Below are 23,540 nucleotides of genomic sequence, written 5' to 3' on the forward strand. Positions count from 1 at the left end.
TGAATCTAAGCGGTCGTCTACACTTTCTTAATCACTTATCCAGTTTTCAAGGTTCACGTAAGAAAGATCACTTGATCTTTCAAAACTGAACAACCAACCGAGTACGTTCCATATATATTCCTTAGAAAGGAGGTGATCCAGCCGCACCTTCCGATACGGCTACCTTGTTACGACTTCACCCCAATCATTGGCCCCACCTTCGGCGGCTGGCTCCAAAAAGGTTACCTCACCGACTTCGGGTGTTGCCAACTCTCGTGGTGTGACGGGCGGTGTGTACAAGGCCCGGGAACGTATTCACCGCGGCATGCTGATCCGCGATTACTAGCGATTCCGGCTTCATGCAGGCGAGTTGCAGCCTGCAATCCGAACTGAGAATGGTTTTATGGGATTTGCTACACCTCGCGGCTTCGCTGCCCTTTGTACCATCCATTGTAGCACGTGTGTAGCCCAGGTCATAAGGGGCATGATGATTTGACGTCATCCCCGCCTTCCTCCGGTTTGTCACCGGCAGTCACCTTAGAGTGCCCAACTGAATGCTGGCAACTAAGGTCAGGGGTTGCGCTCGTTGCGGGACTTAACCCAACATCTCACGACACGAGCTGACGACAACCATGCACCACCTGTCACTTGGTCCCCGAAGGGAAAACCCTATCTCTAGGGTGGGCCAAGGATGTCAAGACCTGGTAAGGTTCTTCGCGTTGCTTCGAATTAAACCACATGCTCCACCGCTTGTGCGGGCCCCGTCAATTCCTTTGAGTTTCAGCCTTGCGGCCGTACTCCCCAGGCGGAGTGCTTAATGCGTTAACTTCAGCACTAAGGGGTGGAAGCCCCCTAACACCTAGCACTCATCGTTTACGGCGTGGACTACCAGGGTATCTAATCCTGTTTGCTACCCACGCTTTCGCACCTCAGCGTCAGAGACAGACCAGAGAGTCGCCTTCGCCACTGGTGTTCCTCCACATATCTACGCATTTCACCGCTACACGTGGAATTCCACTCTCCTCTTCTGTCCTCAAGTTCCCCAGTTTCCAATGACCCTCCACGGTTGAGCCGTGGGCTTTCACATCAGACTTAAGAAACCACCTGCGTGCCCTTTACGCCCAATAATTCCGGACAACGCTTGCCCCCTACGTATTACCGCGGCTGCTGGCACGTAGTTAGCCGGGGCTTCCTCGTTAGGTACCGTCAAGGTACCGCTCTATTCGCACGGTACTTGTTCTTCCCTAACAACAGAACTTTACGATCCGAAAACCTTCATCGTTCACGCGGCGTTGCTCCGTCAGACTTGCGTCCATTGCGGAAGATTCCCTACTGCTGCCTCCCGTAGGAGTCTGGGCCGTGTCTCAGTCCCAGTGTGGCCGATCACCCTCTCAGGTCGGCTACGCATCGTCGCCTTGGTGAGCCGTTACCTCACCAACTAGCTAATGCGCCGCGGGCCCATCTGTAAGCGATAGCGAGAAGCCATCTTTTAACCATCCTTCATGCGAAGGTTGGTGTTACCCGGCATTAGCCCCGGTTTCCCGGGGTTATTCCGGTCTTACAGGCAGGTTGCCCACGTGTTACTCACCCGTCCGCCGCTCGTTCCACGAGCGTCACCTCCGAAGAGGATCCGCTCGCTTCCCGCGCTCGACTTGCATGTATTAGGCACGCCGCCAGCGTTCGTCCTGAGCCAGGATCAAACTCTCCAAAAAAATTGAAAAGCTGTGCGCTTTTGACAGCGCTTGCCTTCAACACCGTTGAAGGTCCTAAAGCTCGTGTGCACATCGTGTGTGCTTTGTTTGAATTCCTTCTATATAATAGAAAGAATGAATTGACGTACTGGTTGGTTCGTTCAGTTTTCAAAGATCAATGTTTGCCGCTTCAAAATGGCGACTTAATTAATATATCATGGCCGGTTGTTTTCGTCAACAACTTTTTCATAATTTATTAATATTTGATTTTCGTAATGTCGCCTGCAATTAACGCGACAAGAAATAATATACCATGGTAATCATGGTGATGCAACCCTTTTAAATAATTTTTTCTATAAAACTAGGAAAATCTTTTTTCTACATCGATGAGAAGCGAACTGCCTTTAGGATGTTTATGAAGCTTATTAAATCCATAAAACCGGCCGTGAAGGGGAATAATAAAAGGCACAACCCAATCAGAAAGATAAGACCAAAGGCCACAACAGCCGCAGGTTGGAATAAATCATCAAGGCATCCCGAACTGATCTATTAAAATAAAAAAGGCTGCAGAAGGCAATTTCTGCAAGCCTGCAATGATATAAGCGGGTCTATGTTCTATAGAGAACGACTACAAAATCCATAAGTGAATAGCCGTAATGGACAATACTCCCGGCACCCCTAGGATGGCTGATACGACGGCTGTAAATCCATTAATAGGAATGTGTAAACCAAATTGGGAACCAAATAGATTCACAAAGAACAATAAAATTACGGCTACAATTAAACGGGTTAGTGCATGTCCCACCCATTTTAAAGGTGAAGCAGGCAATCCTACAATTAAAAGCATGGGAATGGCTAGTCCTAATAATAGAATGACCAAAACCGGATCCATATAAAAAGCCCCCTGTTCATAGTTATCTGCATTTACAGAAGTTTATGTTTCCAAACAGAGGGTTATACATACGGGATTAGGAGAGAGCACTGACTCCTCGGAAGCGTGCTTCTCTTAATAAATAAAAATACTTTGCTTTTACAAGAGCTAAATCTGCCAAGCCTGATTCGCTTGGATCGACACTATGCTCAATGATATTATCTAAGGTTTCCCACTCGGCTTTTAAGGACCTGATATCGGTTAACAGCTTCTGGTCGATATCTTTTTTTCTGATTTTCTTCCGCCCAAATATAACAACCACCCACTTCTAGAGTTCTCTGCGGCCTTCAAGTGCCTTTGATAACGTAACTTCGTCCGCATATTCCAGGTCGCCTCCAACTGGTAAACCATGAGCAATACGTGTCATACGAATGCCCGAAGGCTTCACGAGTCTGGAAATATACATGGCTGTAGCTTCGCCTTCCACATTAGGATTGGTAGCAAGAATAAGCTCTTCCACACCTTCATCCTTCAGCCGGTCAAGCAAGCTGGCCACATTGATATCCTCTGGACCGATCCCGTCCATTGGAGAGATGGCGCCATGGAGAACATGATACTTTCCGCTGAATTCTTTCATTTTTTCCATGGCGATTACATCTTTTGGATCCTGCACGACACAAATGAGCGTTTGATCCCGCGATTCATCCTGGCAGATTGAGCAAGGATCCTGATCGGTAATATGGCCGCATGTGGAGCAATGAGTTAGTTCCCTTTTGGCATTAACGAGTGATTTTGCAAATTCAAGGACATCGTCTTCTTCCATTTCTAAGACAAAAAAAGCCAGACGGACAGCCGTCTTAGGGCCGATCCCTGGCAGCTTTGTAAAACTGTCAATCAGTTTTGATATTGGTTCCGGGTAATACATGGTGATTCCTCCTAGAACATTCCTCCAGGCATCCCTTTCGTGAATTGTCCCATAGTATCGTTCGTTTTGTCTTCAACCTGCTTAATTACATCGTTCGTTGCCGTCAAAATTAAATCCTGGAGCATTTCCACATCATCAGGATCTACAACCTCTTCAGCGATTTCAATATCTGTAATTTCCTTTTTCCCATTAGCCACTACTTTAATCATGCCGCCGCCGGCAGTAGATTCGAAGGTCATTTCATGAAGCTCTTCCTGTGCCTTCATCATTTTCTTTTGCATTTTTTGCATTTGCTTCATCATATTGTTCATATTTCCTCCACCACGCATGATAATTCCTCCTTATAATGTATACATTTAATCTTGAATCTCAATCAGATCATCGCCTACCAGCTTCCGGGCTTCCGAAATCAGAGGGTCTTCCTCCTCCTCAGCGGAAGCTTCTCCGCCTTCTTCTTCAGAAGAACTTTTTTGCGTACGGACGTATTCGCTTCTCACTTCCTGCCATTTAGGTTCCGGAATAGGAATGATGGCAACTTGTTTTCCAATGAACTCCGCCAGTAAAGGTTCAATCGTCTGCTGGTGTTCTAAAGCTAATGAACAGTGAATATCGTAGCGAAAAGCTAAAATCAACGCTTTTTCAGAAGCTGCCCTTGGTTTGCTGTTCAGCAAGGTGGCATGAGCTGGGGCGTTGTTCTGTTTTAACGCATCCATAAAGTTTGCCCATTGGCTCTGAATCGTTTTTATTTGATCTTTTGAAGCTTCGTTTAATACTTGGCGTATGCGTTCATATGGTACATTATAACCGTTTCGGCCGGATCTTGCAGGCGTGCGCTTTTGTTTCTTCGGTGAAGCTTCCTGCGATTCCGCAGGCTGCGGCCGCTGCTTTAACAACGTAACCTCTTTTTCCAGCTCGTGAAGCTTCATCGACAAGTTTTTCACCGCTTCGGAGTCGGCTGCAGAGTCCCCGCTCCCTTCACTTTTTGGAACCTCTACCAGGTTCAGCAGAGCGATTTCAATAAACACTTTCGGACTCGTCGTCCATTTCATTTCCTGCTGACATTGGTTCAGCTCTCGAATGGCCGTTTGGATCCATGGCGCTGACAGCTCTTCAGACAAAGAGCGGAAGGCATCGTCTGGAATGGCGCGTTCTAAATGATGCTCCAGAGCAGGTGCGCTCTGAAATAACAAAAGATCACGCAAATAAAAAATTAAGTCAAAGACAAAGCGTCCAGGATCCTTTCCACGCTGAATTAAGTCGTCTACCGCTTCTAACGCTTCCTTCACTTGTTTAGCGTGAAGGGAGCTGACGACTTCAGCGAGCTTGGCCTGGGAGACAGATCCCGTGACGGCAAGAACATCCTCAACGGTAACTTCGTCTTCACTATAGGAAATAGCCTGATCCAGCAAGCTTAGTGCATCCCTCATTCCGCCTTCAGCAGTAAGGGCGACGATTTCCAACGCTTCCCTGGCTACGTTGATGCCTTCAGCACCAGTGATGGCTTCCATCCGCTCAAGCATGGCGGTCTGCGAAATCCGTTTAAAATCAAACCGCTGACACCTCGATATGATGGTCAATGGAATTTTATGCGGCTCTGTAGTAGCCAAAATAAAGATAACGTGCTTTGGCGGCTCTTCCAACGTTTTTAACAGCGCATTAAAAGCTCCAATCGAAAGCATATGCACTTCATCAATAATATAAACCTTATATGGAACGGCCGTAGGGGCATATTTCACTTTATCCCTGATTTCACGAATCTGCTCCACTCCATTATTTGAAGCGGCGTCAATTTCAATCACATCAGAGATTGACCCCGTCTGAATACCGAGGCAGGCGTCACATTGATTGCAAGGTTCCTTCACTGGAAAACGTTCACAGTTTACGGCTTTGGCAAAAATCTTCGCTGCACTCGTTTTTCCCGTGCCTCTGGGGCCGGAAAACAAATAAGCATGCGAAAATTTATTTTTCTCAATCGCATTCTTTAACGTGCGTGTAATATGAGTTTGTCCGACTACATCTTCAAAATTTTTCGGTCTCCAGACACGATACAAAGCCTGATAGCTCATATAACCGTTCTCCCTTAATAGTGTCCTCTTTATTATACCTGAAGAAAGGAGGTGATGTGAACCTTACCTGCCTCCAAAGCCTCACGGTTCTTTCCTCTCTATGAAAAAAACCGTTATGACTTTGCAATCATAACGGCTGCTTTTTAATCTATGTAATGCCGTGCACCCACCGTCGATGGAAAAATCCCAAGCGTTACTTATGGTTATGGCTCGACCCAGGCACTCCCGCGGCACACGGGAGGAACAGCTTACTGCTGCTTCCTTCCGGACCTGACAGGGTTCACTGGTTCCCGTTGCGCAGGACCTGGGTGTCAACACCACTTCCATAAGGCTGACCTTGAAATCTTACCACCTCGGGTGGGGATTCGGCCTCGCTATAGCGGATTGCGAGTATAGGGCACCGCTACCTCCCCGCTTAGCACGGCATATTCCAGTATAGCGACTTTTATATAAAAATGCAATGATTTCATTCTGCTAATTGTTGGTGGGTTTATTCAGTTTCTTTTTATCCCGGATGGCTTTGAAAAATTGGGTCAGCATTTGGCCGCACTTCTCTTCCAGCACTCCGCTCGTTACTTCACATTGGTGGTTAAAGCGAGAGTCGGTTAATAAATTCATAATCGAGCCTGCACAGCCGGCTTTCGGATCGGCAGCTCCATAAACCACTCTCGGGATACGGGACTGTAAAATGGCTCCTGCACACATCGGACAAGGCTCAAGTGTCACATAAAGGGTACAATCTTCAAGTCTCCAGCTTCCTATCTCCTCGTTCGCTTTTTCTATGGCAATAAGCTCTGCATGCGAGGACGTCAATTGCAAGGTTTCACGTTTATTAAAACCGGTGGCAATGACTTGACCGTCGTGGACTAACACTGCCCCAATCGGTGCTTCCCCCACAACAGCAGCTTTTTCTGCTTGATCAATTGCAAGCTCCATATAATATTCATCCGTTGCCATAGGATCATCCTTTCTTCATTTATAAGAATAATTCGCAATTCCTGCTTCATACATTGGTAAAGATGAAGAAGGAGTGTGAGAAATGCAAATTTATGTAGTCAAACAAGGCGATTCCGTGTATTCTATTGCCTCTCAATTTAATAGTACCCCAAGTGATATCATGGAAGCCAATGAATTAGAGACCCCAGGAAGCTTAGTAGTCGGTCAAGCACTCGTCATTCCCATTGTCGGTCAATACTATGATGTTCAGCCAGGGGATAGCCTTTATTCAATTGCGCAACGTTTTGGGACGACGGCCGGGGAATTGGCAGAGGTGAACGGAATCGATCCATCAGCTTCGCTATCTGTAGGATTCAGGCTCTATATACCCGAAAGACCAAAATCTCCAATTTCTGTGAATGCTTACATTGAACCTTCAGGCGGTCAAGTATCGGATACGCTCCGGGCATCAGCGGAAAATCGTGCCCCGCAATTAACGTATATGGCTCCTTTTAGTTATCGGATCCAGTCGGATGGCTCTTTAAAAGCACCTCCACTCGATAACTTTAAAGCGATCGCCGACAACAATAACGTCACGTTAATGCTCGTTGTCACCAATCTTGGGGATGACGGATTTGACGCCGAGCTTGGCAGAAAGATTTTAACAGACCAAGCCTTTCAAAACAAGCTGCTTGATACTATCATTCAAACGGCTAAAAGTCAGGGATTTCAGGATGTTCATTTTGATATGGAATTTCTTCCGCCTGAGCTTACGGAAAGCTATAACCAATTTTTACGAAAAGCCAAACAGCGTTTATCAGCCGAAGGTTTTTTAATGTCCACCGCTCTTGCTCCTAAAACAAGCGCGACACAGGAAGGAGCCTGGTATGAAGCCCATGATTATAAAGCCCACGGGGAAATTGTCGATTTTGTTGTTTTGATGACCTATGAGTGGGGATACAGCGGAGGGCCGCCGATGGCCGTCGCTCCGATCGGTCCTGTTACAGAAGTGGTGAATTACGCGCTTACCGAAATGCCGGCTGACAAAATCCTCCTTGGCCAGAATCTTTATGGTTATGACTGGACCCTTCCTTATGTGGAAGGCGGGGAATTTGCTAAAGCCGTCAGTCCGCAGCGAGCCATTCAGATTGCGAGAGAAAATAATGTTCCGATCTCCTATGATGAAGAAGCCCAGGCTCCTTATTTTACTTATACAGATAATGACGGAAAAAAACACGAAGTCTGGTTTGAAGATGCCCGCTCCATTCAGGCGAAGTTTGACTTAATTAAACGTTTAGGATTAAAGGGCATCAGCTACTGGAAGCTCGGGCTTTCCTTTCCACAAAACTGGGTACTCCTCGGTAGTCAATTTAATATTGAAAAAAAATAAAACGGCAAAAAGACAGCCTTTCCTAAAGGGCTGTCTTTACTTTACAAACCAAACGACCCGCTCTTTCGTTGGCGAGTGATAATAGGCTTGTTTCAAGCCGATCGATTCGATCTCTTTCTTCGCTACTTGTTTATAGGGAATCACAACTTGAAAAGAATTCTCAAAAGGAAACGGCTCGACGGCGACACGACTTTCGTCTTTCCAGTGCGCCAGCATGCCTTCAGGAGCAAAATCAAAGGATTGCGGAAACCCGTTCTTAAACCACGGGAGTTCTTTTTCTTTATCGACTCCAGGGGCATTCATGCACGCATAAAGAGATAAATCATCACAAAATTGAAGGCGCTTAAAATGCAGGTCAACAATATCTTTTGGCACTTCCATCCGCATCCGCTTGTAAAAATCGTGCTGCTGGACTTCTTGTTCATTCAAAAAATCCTTCACCATTTCGTCGCTTGTCTCGGTGGAAAAGAAAGACTGATAATGCATGCTGCAAAGCATAGCCCCGTACAGTGTCCGTTTGGCAACTTCATTAATTCCCCGCCTGTAGGCTTCTAATTTTTCTTTCAAGGGATAATCGACAAACGTATAGGGCCGCTGTTCTTCTTCATTCCACAGTGGATTTTCATCAAGAGGAATCCAAGCACGGTCATGTTGTCCAATGGCCCAGTCTGCTTCTTCTCTCAGCTTGGATCGCAATAAAAAATTACTCTTCCAATGTAAAACAATCTCTCCGGAAACTAACGCATGGTCATGCTGAGTGATCATTAGAAAATGACTTTCCTGCTCATGAACAATCATAAGTAACCTCCTGCTCTATTCATCATTTACTTACACCAATATGACAAAGGCTTTCCTTTTATTATAAAAGATTCCCGCTTTCTCCTCTACAGCTGCCAAAAAATAAGCCACCCGGCCTCGTTTCAGCCAGGTGGCTTAGCATCATTCTACCATCTTCTTATGCTAACAGTTTAAGTGCCTCTTTGTTAAAGGCTGGAATATCGCCAGGCTGACGGCTTGTAACCAGCTGATTCTGGCAGACGACTACTTCCTCGTCTTTAAAGCTTACGCCTGCATATTCCATATCCACCGCGATGGACTTAAAGCCTGTTGCTGAACGGCCTTCCAGCGACTTCGCCGTAATTAACAGCTGTGGACCGTGACAAATCGCAAAGACCGGTTTCTTTTGATCCATAAAATGCTTGGCAAATTGGACAAATTTCTCGTCTCCGCGCAGCTGGTCCGGAGAAAATCCTCCAGGAATGAAGAGAGCATCGAAATCCTCCGGCTTCACGTCATCGATAGAAGCATCGATCGTGACGGTTGCTTCTCCCTGTTTGCCTGTTACTTGTTTCCCTGCTTCCCACTCGATCGTAGTTACTTCATGACCTTCTTTTGAGAAAGCTTCAGCAGGTTTCGTATATTCTGAGTCTTCGAACATGGATGTTAATACACAAGCAATCTTACTCATATCTTCATCACATCTCCTCGAAATAGTAGCTTTATTGAAAACACATTGTTTATCTTCCCACATATAGGAAATTTAAACATGAGACGCGGGCCGGCAAATTACGAAAAATCTTTTGCGGAAAAGGTTTGAAAACTCGTATCCTGCTGGTTTTTGTACACTTCTTTTCCAGCAATGGTATTAATGATATGCACATTTCGGTGGACGGCTAACCCAAGATTGGTAGCGCCGGCTCCATGAGAATGAAGCAAATTCGTCAACGTAAAGAAATGGTGATCACGCCGGTCCTGAAAGACAAGCTGATAGTCCCGTGTGACCCGGTAGCTTTTTTCATCTTCCCATTCGATTTTTTCCTTATACCGGTCGATAAACCACTTCGGAAGATGAGGCTTATAACCGGTGGCAAGCACTACTTTTCCGGTGGGGTACGAGTAGCTCCGCTCTTCCTGCCACTGGGTACAGAGCAGATTATAGCCGTCCTCAGTCCCTTCAATCCCCTTCACTTCCGTCATCGGCTGAATCAAGACGTTGCTGTCTTGATTGGCCGCCGTTTTGTGATACAGGTTCGTGTAAAGACGCGAGAGCGTTTCCGGATCGATGCCATTTCGCAGCGGACCGAGTGTATCCAGCGCCTTGTTTCTCTGTTCAAAGCTTAACCCATGGAAATAATCGACGTAATCCGGAGTGAAAAATTCCTGGGCAAACTTAGCCTGATCCAGTTGGAACAAACCGCCGCTTCTCGTCAAAAGCGTGAGCTTCATATCCGTTCGTTCCTGCTCTTCAAGCAGGTCAAGGAAAACTTCAAGAGCGCTTTGGCCGGAACCAACGACAGTAACATCTTTCGCTTTTAATAACTGTTCTTTTTCAAATACATACCGGGAAGTATGAACGACGTCTTCATTCGGCAGCCCATCCATGCCCTCCAGAATGACCGGCTCACTGCCTGTTCCCAATACGACATGCTTAGCTTTATAAGCAGAAAGGGTACCTGTAGCCGTTTCTTCCACCATCACTTCATAATGAGGCTCTTCAGCATTTGAATGGTCTTTTACATCCACAACCGTATAACCGAAATACAGCCCATCAATCTGCCTGGCGACCCATTGCATATAGTGGTTATATTCCTGCCTCGGCACTTTAAAATGTTTGTGAAAAAAGAACGGAAACATGCGATTATGCTCATAAAGATAATTCATAAAAGTATAGGGGCTCTTCGGATCAGCAAACGTCGTTAAGTCTGCCAGAAACGGTACCTGCAAATCCATTTTTTCTATTAACATTCCGGGATGCCAGTTGAACTCCGGCGTTTTTTCAAAGAAGATTCCTGACACTTCGTCAGTCTGGTCCAACAGAGCAGCCATCCCCAGGTTATAAGGTCCAATTCCAATTCCTATTACGTCATGCATCTCGTTTGTCACATCCTTCACAGCTATACCTTGTATTCTTGTTCTTTCCAAAGTTGATCCAATACAATCACGAGGATGGTGCCCGCCAGCAATCCGTTACTGAATAGATTTTGCAAAATCGACGGCATCCCTTGAAACACTTCCGGAGGGAGGAACATCAGCCCGATCCCCAGCAAAAACGAAATGCTGAGAATGGTCAGCTTCCTGTGATCCAGTTCTTCACTCGCAATATTCGACACTCCCAGCCCCATCAATTGAACAAAAGTCGCAAGCAGTGCAGCATTCGCAACCGATGAAGGAATGCTTGAGATAAACGCGACGATCGGCGGGAAAAAGGAAACGAGGATCAAAAGGAGCGTAGCATAAAGAAACGGCTCCTTACGTTTCTGCCCGGTCAATTCAATAAATCCTGATGACGAAGCCAAAGGAACGTTAGCAATCGAAGAAAAGGCGGAAGAGGTAAAATGGGTCACCCCTAAAAACAAACTCCCCCGATCCAGCTGGCTGTTCGAATAAGCGGGTTTCCCTTCCACAGATTGGCTGACCGCTACGACGGAGGCCACGATATTAGACAGCAAGATCACAGCTGTTACAAAAGCGAGGGGAATCACGTTCCAATCGAAAGAAGGAGCGCCCCAGGCAAACCATTCAGGCATGGAAAAAATCTGCGTAACCGGCTGTGAATCTTGAGATGGGCTGAGAAAAATCGTATCCAAGACCCATCCAATCCCTACCCCAAGCAGGACAGCATAGCTCTTCATCCATCCTCTTCCAAAGATAGACAGCCCTAATACTAGAAAAAAGGTCGTAAAAGCAACCAGCGCTTTTCCTCCATCTATTTGGCTTGCCTGCTGCTGTAAGCCAAGCATGCCCTTTAAAAACGTGCCGCTCAATTGTACGGTTAATAAAAATAAAAACGCTCCTGTTACAAGAGGAGTAAACACGAAAAGTACGCGGTGAGCCAGGCGGAGGATTCCAAATAAAGCCAGGAAAACACCCGTCCATATCATCGCTGCTTCAAGTGTCTGCAAGGAGGCCATCCCATTATGGCCGGCCTGGGCTCCTGTAATGGCCATGACTGAAAAAATACTGACCCACAGCCCCGCCGGTCCTTCCATAATCGGAAGACGGTGGCCAAAGATCGCTTGCAAAAAAGAAGTTAAGCCGACGACGAAAAACGTCCGCTGCATTAATCCTGAAATTTCATGAAAGCTTAAATCAAAAATCGAACCAATAACAATCGGTAAAGCGACTGAACTGGCTAGTAAAAACACAAACCATTGAATGATTTCTAAACTTGTTCCTGCTGTTCTTGACATATTCATCCACCTTGCATCTTCTTGAGGACATCTATTGTTACTGACATTTATTAGTCCATGATTTCTTATATCCTAACATGGAGAAGATTAAACTGTCCGATGCAGCGGCTTGGCTGATGCGTTTCACGTGAAACGGGAGTCATTTTATCCATAAAAAAACGCACAATCGATTGGATTGTGCGTTTCTCCTCATCGTTATTCTTCAAGGGTTGACGTGTCGCCGGTCGGCAGGCCAAGCTCCCAGGACTTCAAGAGACGGCGCATGATTTTACCACTGCGCGTCTTCGGTATGCTGTCCTTGATCTCAATCTCTCTTGGAGCAGCATGGGCACTGAGGCCTTTCTTCACGAACTGGCGGATATCCTCTAAGAGTTCATCCGATTCCGTATAGCCTTCACGAAGCGTGACGAATGCTTTAATGATCTCGCCGCGCTCAGGATCCGGCTTCCCGATGACCCCTGCCTCTGCGACTGCTTCATGTTCAATTAATTTACTTTCGACTTCAAATGGTCCGACACGTTCGCCGGATGTATTGATGACATCATCCAGACGGCCCTGGAACCAGAAGTATCCCTCTTCATCCTGATAAGCACTGTCGCCGGAGACGTACCAGCCGTTGATGAAATAGCTTTCGAATTTTCCAGGGTTCTTCCAAATGGCTCTCATCATAGATGGCCATCCTTCTTTAATGGCCAGATTCCCCATTTGATTCGCTGGAAGTTCGTTTCCTTCATTATCTACAATGGCTGCTTCAATACCAGGGAATGGTTTACCCATAGAACCTGGACGCATATCCATCGCAGGATAGTTACAAATGAGCATCGCACCGGTTTCCGTCATCCACCACGTGTCGTGAATGCGAAGGTTAAAGGCTTTCAGACCCCATGAAATCACTTCAGGATTGAGAGGCTCCCCGACGCTCAGCACATGCCGGAGCGAAGAAAGATCATGTTTTTTCGGTACTTCTTCCCCAGCGCTCAACAGTTTACGGAAGGCCGTCGGCGCGGAATACCAGACGGAAATGTTATGCTCAGCGATCGTGCCATACCAATCATCTGGACTGAACCTGCCCCCGCGAATGACGTTGGTTACGCCGTTCAGCCAAGGAGCGAAAATGCCGTAGCTTGTCCCGGTGACCCAGCCTGGATCTGCTGTACACCAGTAGATGTCATCCTCTTTTAAATCGAGCACCCATTTTCCTGTCTGGTAATGCTGAATCATCGCATTGTGAACGTGGTACACGCCTTTTGGTTTACCCGTAGAGCCGGATGTATAGTGGAGCAGCATTCCGTCTTCAAGATCGACCCATTCAATCTCGAAATCCTCGGATGCTTTTTCCATTTCTTTTTCAAAACTGATATGCTGAGAGCCGTCGCCTCCGACCAGAACGATTTTTTCCAGATCCGGCAGCTCGCTGACAGGAACTCTTTCCAAAAGCTCAGGAGTCGTGATGAGCATACTGGCTTCACTATCTTCTAAACGATCCCGGACGGCCTGCTCCATGAAGGCTTCGAATAAAGGACCGGCAATCGCGCCAACCTTTAGAATCCCAAGGAACGCCGCGTAAAACTCCGGACTTCTCGGCATGAATAAAAAGACGCGGTCGCCTTTTTCCACATCATGATCCTTCAACACATTCGCAAACTGATTACTCGTGCGTTTTAAATCTTCAAACGTCAGCTTTTCCTCGCGACCCGGCGCCGTATAAATAAGGGCGGCCTGATTTTTTTTGTCAGGGTTTTCCGCATGTTTGTCGATGGCTTCATAGGCTATATTCACAAGCCCGGTCTTACTCCAGGAAAAATTCTCTTTTACATCATCCCAATTGAATTTCTTGTACGTTTCTTCATAGTTTTCCATGTTAGGGTTGCCTGCTCGTGCTGTGATCGTTTGCATGTCCATTAAATCACCTCATTAGAATGAATTTTGTAAACGGTTTCTTCCTTTTGGCTAAGAAAGCTCTGAGAAAAGATCTTCCAGAGCTCATTTAAATGGGTATTTTCTAAAAATTTCGTTAATTACTTCTATTTTAGAAGATATGCGAAGTTTTTTAAAGTAAAATGCCAAAAGATTTACAGAAATAGTACATGGGAAGGAAGAAAATTGACAGGTTTCCACACAATTCATATAATAGGGAAGCATATTGAATCAGAGGTTTCTTAGCCCGCCCTCTATAAAAAACTAAGGAACGAAGCCGCAGCCTTAGAGGATTGCGGATTTTTTTATATCGAAAGGAGGCCGAGAGATGCCTGGCCGCAAGGAAGAAGACTTAAGCCTCTCCCATCTGGGAAATCAGGAAACGAGCTATTCGTTTGAGTACAATCCTGAAGTCCTGGAAACCTTTGAAAACCAGCACCCCAACCGGGATTACTTTGTAAAATTCAATTGTCCTGAATTCACGACACTCTGTCCAAAAACAGGACAGCCTGATTTTGCTACCCTGTATATCAGCTATATACCCCATATTAATATGGTTGAAAGCAAATCTTTAAAACTCTATTTATTCAGCTTTCGAAACCATGGAGATTTTCATGAGGACAGTGTCAACACGATTATGAACGACCTGATTGAGCTTATGGATCCGCGTTATATAGAAGTATGGGGAAAATTCACGCCACGCGGAGGGATTTCCATTGATCCTTACTGCAATTATGGCAAACCAGGAACAAAATTCGAGAACATGGCCGAGCACCGTCTTTTAAACCATGACATGTATCCTGAATCTATCGACAATAGGTAAGTAATAAGTCATACTAAAGCCAACACGTAAATAGAAAGTCCTCCAGGAAGGGCTTTCTTTTTTTAAAGGAGAGGCCATGTATGAGCAGAGAACTAGAAATCATCGCCAAAACCACGCACCCCAATACCGTTGACACCCTTAGCGAGGAATTAACCAACCTTGGTGTTCATAAAGGCCAAGTCCTCCTTGTGCACGCATCGATGAATGCGTTAGGCTGGGTGAGCGGTGGCCCGCAGGCAGTATTGGAAGCCCTGATGAATGTCCTCACCTATGAAGGAACCCTCGTCTTTCAAACGCATTCGCCTACTTTATCTGATCCGAAAAACTGGGAGAATCCCCCGGTCCCAAAAGAATGGCATGAAGTAATTAAAGCTACGATGCCAGGGTATGATCCTGCCAAAACACCTTCCACCTACCTTGGCATCCTGCCGGAACTTTTCAGAAAATGGCCGCAGGTCCAGCGCAGCGACCATCCTGCTTTTTCCATGGCTGCCTGGGGGAATCTTGCGGATGAACTCACCAATGAACATCCGCTGCCTTTCTCCTTAGGAGAGCAGTCCCCGCTAGGCAGGGCGTATGCCGCTGAGGCAGACATTCTGCTGTTAGGAACCGATTATTCGGCCAACACGAGCTTTCACCTCGCCGAATACAGGAGCCGGAAGCGCAAGGAAATCACAAGAGGAGCCCCTTTAAATGTAGAAGGAAAACAAAAATGGGTAACTTATCCGGATATTGAATTTCAGGAAGACCAGTTTCCTGAGATCGGAAAAGCCTTTGAAACTAGCCATCCTGTAACCGTCGGAAATGTAGGACTCGCCGAATCACGGCTTTTTTCCATGAGAGACGCTGTCGATTTTGCTGTCGGCTGGCTGAATGAATAGAAGGTCTATATGAAAAAAACCCCCGATTTCGTTATCGGGGGCGCTTTTTATTGCTTATCATTTTTGTACTGCATGTAAACGGTGTGCGTCACGAGGAAGTCTTCCATACCATGACGGCCGTCGGCACCGCCTAAACCGGATTGGCGCATGCCGGCGTGATAGCCTTGCACCGCTTCGAAATTTTCACGATTGACGAACGTTTCTCCGAATCTCAATTCGTTCACAACGCGCATCGCTTCATCGAGATTTTCCGTATAAACCGAAGAGGATAAGCCGTAAACCGTGTCATTTCCTTTTTCTATCGCTTCATCCAGCGTTTTATAGGTCGTGACAGGGATGACTGGGCCAAAGATTTCGTCCTGCATAATATTCATATCATGGGTGACGTCTGTCAGGATCGTCGGCTTGTAAAAGTAGCCGCTGTCCATATCTCCTCGTTCAGCTCCAATCGCTACTTTGGCACCGTTCTGGACCGCTTCTTTAACCATGCCTTCCACCGTCTCGAGCCGTTCTTTGCTCACTAACGGACCTACATCTGCCTCCTTATCCTTGATAGGATCGCCCATGGTAGTATTTTCAAAGCGCTGCTTTAATTTCTCAACCAATGCATCGGCAACACTTTCATGTACGAGTACTCTTTCGGCATTGGTGCAGGCTTGTCCGTTGTTGGCAAGCCGTGACTGCATAATACTTTCTGCAGCCACTTCAAGGTCGGCATTGGCGGTTACAATGGCAGGGGCTTTTCCGCCAAGCTCCAGATTGACTTTCGTTATATTTTCGGCCGCGGCTTCCATAACCTTTGTACCTGCGCCGATACTTCCCGTCATCGTTACCATCTGGACTTTTTCATGTGAAGCAAGCGCATTTCCGATTTCTGAACCTGTACCTGTTACGACGTTGTATACACCTTTTGGAATTTCAAGAATCGAATGGACAATTTTCGTAAACTCCATCGCTGTATTCGGCGTCTGCTGGCTGGGCTTCAGGACGATGGTGCACCCTGTCACAAGCGCAGTCGCAACTTTCCGGGCGAGGATAAACACCGGGAAGTTCCAAGGAACAATTCCTGCTACCACACCGATCGGTTTCTTTTGAATAAAAATATTTTCATTCGGCCGGTCACTGGGAACGATCTCACCTTCAATACGACGTGCCCATTCGGCCATATACCGGAAATAATCGATAGCCAGGTCGACCTCGCCTCTTGCTAAATCGAAATCTTTCCCTTGCTCTTCCTGAAGCAGATCAATAAACGTGCTGCGTTTTTTCTCGATTTCATCTCCGAGCCTGCGGACGAGATCGCCGCGCTCTTTATTAGGCGTCAGCTCCCATTCTTTTTGTGCCTGGAAAGCTGCCTCCACGGCCCTGTCGACATCTTCTTTTGTGCCGCGGGGAGTTTTTGAAATGACTTCTTCTGTCGCCGGATTGACAATGTCTATCCAATCGTTGCCGCTGGAATCTACATATTCGCCATTGATGTATAATTGATGGGTTTGCAAAATATTTCCTCCTTGTAGCATTTACCAGACTTGTTCCACCTTTTTCGTTACAATAAACAAAGAACCCAGTAATAAGAAAACCAGAAAGGCGGTCTAAGATATGAACAAGCAAAACCAGATGTTCTTCATTCTCGGCATCATTGGCGTATGTGCCATTCTTGCATCCTTTTTTTCATCAGGAAAAGTGCAGAACCCGGTTATTCCTGTCGTGCTATTTACAGCCGGCATATTACTGATCCTTGGTGGGTGGGCAGACAGACGGGAACGCAGAAAAAAAGGAAAAAGGCCGAAATAACCTTTTTCCTTTTCCCTATGTATAAAGGCTCTGACTTCTTCACAGAGCTCACCATTCCAGAATATATCCCTTGATCTTCCTGCCCTTGCCATTTTCCTGATGCTGCTCTGCTTCAAAGAATGGATCTTCCTCTTCGAGATGATAGGTGACGGATTCAGGTTTTAAATAGAGCTTGTACTCCAAATCGGTCACTTTAGGAAGTGAAATATCGGCAACAGTATTCTGGTTCTGTTCCTCATCAATTAAGAGAATATCGACATGGTCATAACCGTGAGTAATTAAATGATCTTTTAAGTCCATCTGCTATTCCTCCAAAAGCCTCATATTGTTTTACTAACCTACTACCCTGAATTCTATTTGTAAAAACTATGTAATAAAAAAAAGCGGGGAATTCCCCCGCTTGGATGTTCATTAATAACCGTACCCGCCTACATACGAAGCCCCAATAATCACTAATAGAATGAACAATACAACTAAAAGCGCAAAACCAGCGCCATATCCTCTGCTCATTACTCTTCCTCCTTCTCTGTGTTCTTTTACTACCTTATTCAAAAGTGATCAAGGAGGATGGGCAGGAGCGGAGAAAAAGCAGATTTTTCTAGGTGATCGTCTTAACCGAACACCCGCTTTAAAGCCATCCAGGCAAAATACAGCGACTGGGCAAAAAAGCCGGCTCCAAAGAGCGGTGCCGGAATAAATCGTGTCGCCCGCGCTAAATTAGCCGCATCCCCTGCCTGTTGAGGGGCAATGAAGCTAATCCACATAATCTCAAAAGCACTCGTGACGGATTCGACTAAAACGAGGCAGGCGATAAATACAAGGACAAACTGGATGAGACCTTCCTTGCCGCTTCTCAGTAAATAAATGAAGGCCGATCCAAAGGTGACGATCCAAAAGATCCCGTAAAAGTTACGGACCCAAAAGATTAGATTAATAAAGAGAAAGCCAAGCAAAATATAAATCATCCATTTGTACTGGCCTTTCATAATGAGATAGAAAAACAAAAATGCAAACAGAGAAGAAGTTACATAGCCGGCGATGCTTGTGAAGAACTGGCTGATCCACGAGGAATGGCCGGTCATCGTCACCCCTGATGTATTCGGGAAAAGAGAAATCTGTCTGACTTCCCCGCCTGTAATTAAAGCGATTAGTGAATGACCGCTTTCATGAATCATCGTATTTACAACCGCAAAATATTTCCCCACAATTGGCATTTGTGTCAGAAGCAAAGCGGCAATGAGTCCAATAATAATTTGTAGTTTCATAACCGGTTCCTTTCTTTTGTCTTTATGCCTTTGTTCAAGCATGGTTTCTTTTTACTTCATTTTTTTCAAGCGGTATAATCAACTGTAACAAAACTTCCATCAGAAAGGGATTTTTATGAAGCGCTGTATCTTCCTACTTCTCATAATCGTCATGATCGCAGGCTGTTCCAACCCAGCTAAGTCGAACGAAAACACCGAACTCACCATTTCAGCCGCAGCAAGCTTAACGGATGCCGTCAAAGATTTGAAAGACCAATATGAAAAGAAGCATCCGAATGTCTCGATTCAATTAAACTTAGCAAGTTCTGGAAAGCTCGCCCAGCAAATCCAGCAAGGAGCTCCGGCCGATGTCTATTTGTCAGCGAACCAGCGCTGGATGGATACGCTCGAAGACGACGATAAGATCGATCCGGACAGCCGGTTTAATTTTACGAAAAACACGATCGTCCTGATCGGCCTGAAGAACAACTCTACGAACGTAAAGTCCTTTCAGGATTTAAAACCTGAAGCCAGCGTGCAGCTGGCCGTCGGCGATCCGGACAGCGTCCCAGCTGGTAAATATACGAAAGAAACCCTGCAAACGATTCAAAAATGGGACAAATTAAAAGAACAATTTGTATATGGCAGTGATGTACGGCAAGTGCTTGCCTACGTAGAATCCGGTAATGCCAAACTAGGCTTCGTTTATGGCAGTGATGCAAAAATTTCCGACAAAGTAAAAGTGATGGATCAGGCGGAAGACAGCTGGCATTCACCGATTATTTATCCTGCAGCTATCGTAAAAGACAGCAAAGCAAAGAAAGAAGCCCAATCCTTTCTCGATTACTTAAAGACGGACGCAGCGCAAGAGACGTTACAGAAATACGGATTTAAAAAATAGTTTGGTTTCGATAAAAAAGAGTAAAAATCAAGGACATTGAGGGCTGATCATGTCATGACCTATTCACCATTATTTCTATCCTTAAAAGTCGCAGCGATTGCCACCATTATCGTATTTATCTCCGGCGTACTGCTTGCCCGGCTGTTTGCCCGTAAACACTTTAGAGGACGCAGCGTACTTGAATCCTTTTTCCTGCTCCCTCTTGTTCTTCCGCCAACGGTTGTCGGGTTTGGACTGCTTTATTTGTTCGGGAAAAGCGGTCCGCTCGGCCGGCTGCTGCTGGACTGGTTCCACCTACAGGTCGTCTTTTCGTGGGTCGGAGCGGTTGTAGCTGCTGTTGTCGTCTCATTTCCACTCATGTATCAAAGTGCATCCGCAGCCTTTCAAAATTATGACCAGAACATTGAGAACGCCGCTTTAACGATGGGCGCTTCCAAGTGGAAAGTATTTTTTACGATTTCCTTTCCGCTCGCCTGGCCGGGATTGTTAGCCGGGCTCGTCCTGACCTTCGCCCGCGCGCTTGGGGAATTCGGCGCCACGTTAATGCTCGCCGGCTACATTCCAGGCAAGACAGACACGATCCCTTTAGCCATTTATTTTGCCGTGGAAGCCGGACATACGGAAAAAGCCCAAATGTGGGTCATTGTTATTGTCGCCCTTGGCTTTTGTTCCATCTTATGGCTAAACTGGTGGACAAAGAGAAATCTACTGCCTTTCACACGACAAAAATAACGGAGGAATTCGATGTTATCCGTAACCATTCAAAAACAACTCGCCACAATCTCTTTGGACGTTTCCTTTCAAGTCGATCATGAGATCGTGATTTTGTTTGGCCCATCCGGTTCGGGGAAAACGACGACGTTAAACTGTATTGCCGGTTTAACCCAGCCCGACCAAGGAAAAATAACCTTACATGACTCGGTATTGTATGAAACGGAGCAGAAGCCGCTTCCTATTCAAAAAAGAAGAGTCGGCTATTTATTTCAGGATTATGCGCTCTTCCCCCACATGACCGTCTTAAAAAACATAACCTATCAAACTCCATATACCGAACATACGAAGCAGCTGGTACAAATGACCGGCATCAATCACTTATTAGACAAATACCCAAGGCAGATTTCCGGCGGTGAAAAGCAGCGGGTGGCCTTAGTCAGAGCGCTCGCCGCTGAACCGGACCTGCTGCTTTTGGACGAGCCCTTCTCCTCCCTCGATGAAAAGACAAAGCATCAATGCTACGAAGAGCTCTTACGTCTTCATCAACTATGGAAAATTCCCGTCATCTTAGTCACTCATGACGAAACAGAAGCCCGAAAACTTGGAAACAGAATCCTTCACCTCAAGCAAGGCAAACTCACTCACGAAGGAGAATTAATAAAAAGCTGAAGATTCTCTGTGCCTTTAAGTAGAGGGCTCATTTCCCAGGAGGGAGTCTATGACACGGAGCAGAAACGGCAGCAAAAAGCTGCTGCGAAAATTCATGGCCGGCATGTTGATGGCCGGACTCATTCTCTTCATTCTTTTTTGTCTCATTGCTGTTTATTTAGTGGTGGCCGATTATTTTCATTCGGAAGAGCAAGCGGCAACGCATGAAAAGCGAAGCCTGCAGTCTTCCCTTGTGTACAACGACCAGGTCGATGGAACTAATTTAACAATTTATCGTTTATCCAGTCCAAATTCCGGATATCTAAGCTGTAAAGCGAACAACCTATCCCATACAAATCGATACTTGGTGAAAATGAGCTAGACAATAGAGCTAGACATAAGCCGAAAAGGACCTTTCTCACAGCCTTTTCGGCTTTTGTGTTTTTTTCAGCATCTTTCAAAAGTCCGCTTTGAAATTATTTTAAGAAGGAGGAGAAACGATGGCTGACCAAAAGAAGAATGAAAAAATGAGCAGAGAAGAAGCGGGGAGAAAAGGCGGCAACAAGACCGCGCGCGAACACGATCACGAATTTTATGAAGAGATTGGCCAAAAGGGCGGGGAAACTACGGCCAGAGAACACGACCAGGAATTCTATGAAGAAATCGGCCAGAAAGGCGGAGAAGCAACGTCCAAAAACCATGACGAAGACTTCTACGAAAAAATCGGTAAAAAAGGCGGCCGAAAATCCACCCGCAAATAAATAAAAAAAGCTGTCCTCTACACTCCACCACGAAGAGGACAGCTTTTTTTCTATTTTTCCTTTTGATTGCCTCCATTTAATAACTGAAACTTAAAGGGCTTTTTCGAATCCGGCTGCTGTTCGAATGGCTTTACGATCATCTTGACCCCGATTTTCAAAGACCCGTCTGCTTCCACTTGAAACAACACACCAGGCTCGTCCACTTTGATCGCCTGCACATTATGCTTGGCAAACACCTTCTGCAAGTCCTGCATGAGTTCAACTTTTCCGTAAGTCAGCCCCATCGCATATCCCATCCTTTGTTAAGGTCTATTGTTGGTAGGATATGTGAAAGAAGGAAGAATCATTCCTGAATATGACTCTCTATTAAAAATGATAAGAAAGTTATCTTGAAAAATTTATGAGAAATCATTTATCTTTTGTAGAAAATGAAAATTAATGTATTTATACTCAAATATTGGAAAGGGTGACGGTACCTTGATAGGGAAGAGGCTTAAATTTCTTCGAGGCGATAAGACTCAGCTAGAAGTAGCCAATTATTTAGGAATATCAAGATCCAGGTACTCTCATTATGAAAATGAATACGTGGAGCCAGATAATGATTTGCTTATCAAAATGGCCAAATACTTTTGCACAAGTATAGATTACTTACTAGGAAATTCAAATGTAGCACATATTGATTCTAATCAAGAAATAGCCGAAGAATTTAATACATTAATAAGTGATCCGGAATTGGAAAATTGGCTCAAAGAGCTCCCCAAAGATGGAGAGGAGAAAATAAGAAAACTCAAAAAAATTTATGAAATTTGCAGTAATGATGAATATAGTCGAAATAAATAAGCTATAGCTTAAAATAATAGGGAGAGAAATAAATAAATGGCTAAAAAAGAAAAAGTTAAGAAACCGTTTTTTAAAAGGATTTGGTTTTGGGTTCTTGCAATTATAGTAATTATTGCTGTAGCAGGAAATATGGGCGGAGAAGATACTGCTTCTACTGACCATAATGAAGCTCAGGCTTCTGAAAAGAGTAGCAACACTTCCGAAAAGAAGAACAGTTCTGATGAAAAGAAAAATGAAGAAAAAATTGCAAAGTTAGGCGAAAAGGTAGAAGTAGGAAAAATGACATATACGATTAAGGATACATCCATTAAAGATCAAGTCGGTCCTTCTGCCCTTCCTACACAAGCAAATGGGAAGTACCTCGTTTTAAACGTATCTGTAAAAAATAACGGAAACGAAGCGGTGACCGTTGATGGTAGCTATTTTAAATTGATGCAAGGTGAGAAAACCTTTGAAGCTGATACTAGTGCAAGTATGTCAGCGAATCAAGGAGAAGATGGCACTATCCAAAATAGCTTTTTCATGGAACAGTTAAATCCTGGTTCTGAAATGTCAGGGAAAGTTGTTTTCGATGTAGCTCCTGATATTGCTAACTCCAAAGAATTAGTTGTACAAGCTCAAGAAGGAATATTTGGTTCAGTTACAAAGAAAATATCTTTAGGCAAGTAGATATTACTTCTTTTAAAGGATCTTTTAGATAAAATTAAACTCACTTCATTTAAAATCTATGACTTAATGAAAGAAACCACTATTAAACAAAAATAGTGGTTTTATTTATTGGAATTATTAAATTCATGAAACTTAAATGAAAATGGTTTGGTGTATTTCAATTAGTTGGAAGTTCGGATAATTGGTGATTATTCTAGAGAAGAAAAAAATTAAATTGGAAAAAGTACCTAGTCATTATAAAACTAAGTAACACTACTTAATAATCTTTGTATCTTGATAAAGGAAGAGAATAAAACTTCT

General features: G+C 45.1%; 26 protein-coding genes, 1 rRNA gene, 1 other RNA gene and 1 pseudogene. 11 read left to right on the forward strand and 18 right to left on the reverse strand.

Annotation, left to right across the window (positions count from 1 at the left end):
- Positions 1-125: 125 nt before the first annotated feature.
- The 8 genes from MUN89_RS01660 to tadA all read right to left on the reverse strand — a co-directional run bounded on the left by MUN89_RS01660 (position 126) and on the right by tadA (position 6,489).
- A 16S ribosomal RNA gene (locus MUN89_RS01660) occupies positions 126-1,691 on the reverse strand.
- Positions 1,692-2,298: 607 nt separating this feature from the next.
- Positions 2,299-2,562, reverse strand: coding sequence for a pro-sigmaK processing inhibitor BofA family protein (locus MUN89_RS01665; protein ID WP_244710862.1), 264 nt, complete (start codon positions 2,560-2,562; stop codon positions 2,299-2,301).
- 76 nt (positions 2,563-2,638) lie between these two features.
- On the reverse strand, positions 2,639-2,863 hold the full coding sequence (locus MUN89_RS01670) for a YaaL family protein (protein WP_244710864.1): 225 nt from the start codon (positions 2,861-2,863) through the stop codon (positions 2,639-2,641).
- 6 nt (positions 2,864-2,869) lie between these two features.
- A complete protein-coding gene (gene recR / locus MUN89_RS01675) occupies positions 2,870-3,466 on the reverse strand; it encodes a recombination mediator RecR (protein ID WP_244710866.1) in 597 nt (198 codons plus the stop codon).
- An 11-nt stretch (positions 3,467-3,477) separates the two neighbouring features.
- On the reverse strand, positions 3,478-3,795 hold the full coding sequence (locus MUN89_RS01680; RefSeq protein WP_244710868.1) for a YbaB/EbfC family nucleoid-associated protein: 318 nt from the start codon (positions 3,793-3,795) through the stop codon (positions 3,478-3,480).
- 27 nt (positions 3,796-3,822) lie between these two features.
- Positions 3,823-5,532, reverse strand: a complete 1,710-nt coding sequence (gene dnaX / locus MUN89_RS01685; protein WP_244710870.1) for a DNA polymerase III subunit gamma/tau — start codon at positions 5,530-5,532, stop codon at positions 3,823-3,825.
- Between the two features lie 158 nt (positions 5,533-5,690).
- An RNA gene (gene ffs / locus MUN89_RS01690) (signal recognition particle sRNA large type) lies at positions 5,691-5,956 on the reverse strand.
- A 50-nt stretch (positions 5,957-6,006) separates the two neighbouring features.
- The gene (tadA, locus tag MUN89_RS01695; protein ID WP_244710872.1) at positions 6,007-6,489 is read right to left on the reverse strand and encodes a tRNA adenosine(34) deaminase TadA; all 483 of its coding nucleotides are present in this window, start codon (positions 6,487-6,489) and stop codon (positions 6,007-6,009) included.
- Between the two features lie 82 nt (positions 6,490-6,571).
- Here tadA and MUN89_RS01700 point away from each other — a divergent pair, with 82 nt between their 5' ends.
- Complete coding sequence (locus tag MUN89_RS01700) at positions 6,572-7,858, forward strand: glycoside hydrolase family 18 protein (protein WP_244710874.1); 1,287 nt, start codon at positions 6,572-6,574, stop codon at positions 7,856-7,858.
- Positions 7,859-7,894: 36 nt separating this feature from the next.
- On the opposite strand, the gene MUN89_RS01705 is transcribed toward MUN89_RS01700, so the two are convergent.
- The 5 genes from MUN89_RS01705 to acsA form a co-directional block, all read right to left on the reverse strand.
- Positions 7,895-8,656, reverse strand: coding sequence for a DUF3891 family protein (locus MUN89_RS01705; protein ID WP_244710875.1), 762 nt, complete (start codon positions 8,654-8,656; stop codon positions 7,895-7,897).
- A 157-nt stretch (positions 8,657-8,813) separates the two neighbouring features.
- On the reverse strand, positions 8,814-9,326 hold the full coding sequence (locus MUN89_RS01710; RefSeq protein ID WP_244710877.1) for a type 1 glutamine amidotransferase domain-containing protein: 513 nt from the start codon (positions 9,324-9,326) through the stop codon (positions 8,814-8,816).
- Between the two features lie 98 nt (positions 9,327-9,424).
- On the reverse strand, positions 9,425-10,741 hold the full coding sequence (locus MUN89_RS01715) for a lysine N(6)-hydroxylase/L-ornithine N(5)-oxygenase family protein (protein ID WP_244710879.1): 1,317 nt from the start codon (positions 10,739-10,741) through the stop codon (positions 9,425-9,427).
- A gap of 11 nt (positions 10,742-10,752) precedes the next feature.
- Entirely contained in the window at positions 10,753-12,048 is a 1,296-nt protein-coding gene (locus tag MUN89_RS01720) for a purine/pyrimidine permease (protein WP_244710880.1), read from the reverse strand.
- Between the two features lie 195 nt (positions 12,049-12,243).
- The gene (gene acsA / locus MUN89_RS01725; RefSeq protein WP_244710882.1) at positions 12,244-13,950 is read right to left on the reverse strand and encodes an acetate--CoA ligase; all 1,707 of its coding nucleotides are present in this window, start codon (positions 13,948-13,950) and stop codon (positions 12,244-12,246) included.
- 343 nt (positions 13,951-14,293) lie between these two features.
- Between acsA and queF the strand changes: the two genes are divergently transcribed.
- Together queF and MUN89_RS01735 are read left to right on the forward strand one after the other, a co-directional pair.
- Positions 14,294-14,788, forward strand: a complete 495-nt coding sequence (gene queF, locus MUN89_RS01730) for a preQ(1) synthase (protein WP_244710884.1) — start codon at positions 14,294-14,296, stop codon at positions 14,786-14,788.
- Between the two features lie 80 nt (positions 14,789-14,868).
- Positions 14,869-15,669, forward strand: a complete 801-nt coding sequence (locus MUN89_RS01735) for an AAC(3) family N-acetyltransferase (protein WP_244710885.1) — start codon at positions 14,869-14,871, stop codon at positions 15,667-15,669.
- Positions 15,670-15,716: 47 nt separating this feature from the next.
- On the opposite strand, the gene aldA is transcribed toward MUN89_RS01735, so the two are convergent.
- Positions 15,717-17,168, reverse strand: coding sequence for an aldehyde dehydrogenase (aldA, locus tag MUN89_RS01740; protein WP_244710887.1), 1,452 nt, complete (start codon positions 17,166-17,168; stop codon positions 15,717-15,719).
- Between the two features lie 100 nt (positions 17,169-17,268).
- On the opposite strand from aldA, the gene MUN89_RS01745 reads away from it, so the two are divergent.
- Positions 17,269-17,463, forward strand: coding sequence for a hypothetical protein (locus MUN89_RS01745; protein WP_244710889.1), 195 nt, complete (start codon positions 17,269-17,271; stop codon positions 17,461-17,463).
- 48 nt (positions 17,464-17,511) lie between these two features.
- Here MUN89_RS01745 and MUN89_RS01750 read toward each other — a convergent pair whose 3' ends face one another.
- The 3 genes from MUN89_RS01750 to MUN89_RS01760 form a co-directional block, all read right to left on the reverse strand.
- The gene (locus tag MUN89_RS01750; RefSeq protein ID WP_244710891.1) at positions 17,512-17,763 is read right to left on the reverse strand and encodes a hypothetical protein; all 252 of its coding nucleotides are present in this window, start codon (positions 17,761-17,763) and stop codon (positions 17,512-17,514) included.
- A gap of 111 nt (positions 17,764-17,874) precedes the next feature.
- The gene (locus MUN89_RS01755; RefSeq protein ID WP_244710893.1) at positions 17,875-17,973 is read right to left on the reverse strand and encodes a YjcZ family sporulation protein; all 99 of its coding nucleotides are present in this window, start codon (positions 17,971-17,973) and stop codon (positions 17,875-17,877) included.
- A 101-nt stretch (positions 17,974-18,074) separates the two neighbouring features.
- Entirely contained in the window at positions 18,075-18,770 is a 696-nt protein-coding gene (locus tag MUN89_RS01760) for a M50 family metallopeptidase (protein ID WP_244710895.1), read from the reverse strand.
- Between the two features lie 73 nt (positions 18,771-18,843).
- On the opposite strand from MUN89_RS01760, the gene modA reads away from it, so the two are divergent.
- The 5 genes and pseudogenes from modA to MUN89_RS01785 form a co-directional block, all read left to right on the forward strand.
- Complete coding sequence (gene modA / locus MUN89_RS01765) at positions 18,844-19,608, forward strand: molybdate ABC transporter substrate-binding protein (RefSeq protein ID WP_244710897.1); 765 nt, start codon at positions 18,844-18,846, stop codon at positions 19,606-19,608.
- A 54-nt stretch (positions 19,609-19,662) separates the two neighbouring features.
- Positions 19,663-20,340, forward strand: coding sequence for a molybdate ABC transporter permease subunit (gene modB, locus MUN89_RS01770; RefSeq protein WP_244710899.1), 678 nt, complete (start codon positions 19,663-19,665; stop codon positions 20,338-20,340).
- Positions 20,341-20,352: 12 nt separating this feature from the next.
- On the forward strand, positions 20,353-20,991 hold the full coding sequence (locus tag MUN89_RS01775; RefSeq protein WP_244710901.1) for an ATP-binding cassette domain-containing protein: 639 nt from the start codon (positions 20,353-20,355) through the stop codon (positions 20,989-20,991).
- Positions 20,992-21,040: 49 nt separating this feature from the next.
- Positions 21,041-21,352 (forward strand): hypothetical protein, encoded by a 312-nt coding sequence (locus MUN89_RS01780; RefSeq protein ID WP_244710903.1) that lies wholly within the window; start codon positions 21,041-21,043, stop codon positions 21,350-21,352.
- 118 nt (positions 21,353-21,470) lie between these two features.
- Positions 21,471-21,725 (forward strand): annotated as a pseudogene (locus MUN89_RS01785) (KGG domain-containing protein); the annotation flags it as partial.
- A gap of 56 nt (positions 21,726-21,781) precedes the next feature.
- Here MUN89_RS01785 and MUN89_RS01790 read toward each other — a convergent pair.
- Positions 21,782-22,015, reverse strand: coding sequence for a hypothetical protein (locus MUN89_RS01790; RefSeq protein WP_244710905.1), 234 nt, complete (start codon positions 22,013-22,015; stop codon positions 21,782-21,784).
- A 154-nt stretch (positions 22,016-22,169) separates the two neighbouring features.
- Between MUN89_RS01790 and MUN89_RS01795 the strand changes: the two genes are divergently transcribed.
- Together MUN89_RS01795 and MUN89_RS01800 are read left to right on the forward strand one after the other, a co-directional pair.
- Entirely contained in the window at positions 22,170-22,571 is a 402-nt protein-coding gene (locus MUN89_RS01795; protein WP_244710906.1) for a helix-turn-helix domain-containing protein, read from the forward strand.
- Positions 22,572-22,607: 36 nt separating this feature from the next.
- The gene (locus tag MUN89_RS01800) at positions 22,608-23,240 is read left to right on the forward strand and encodes a DUF4352 domain-containing protein (RefSeq protein ID WP_244710908.1); all 633 of its coding nucleotides are present in this window, start codon (positions 22,608-22,610) and stop codon (positions 23,238-23,240) included.
- Positions 23,241-23,540 lie beyond the last annotated feature (300 nt).

It is taken from the genome of Halobacillus salinarum (assembly GCF_022919095.1).
Classification (GTDB): Bacteria; Bacillota; Bacilli; order Bacillales; family Halobacillaceae; genus Halobacillus_B; species Halobacillus_B salinarum.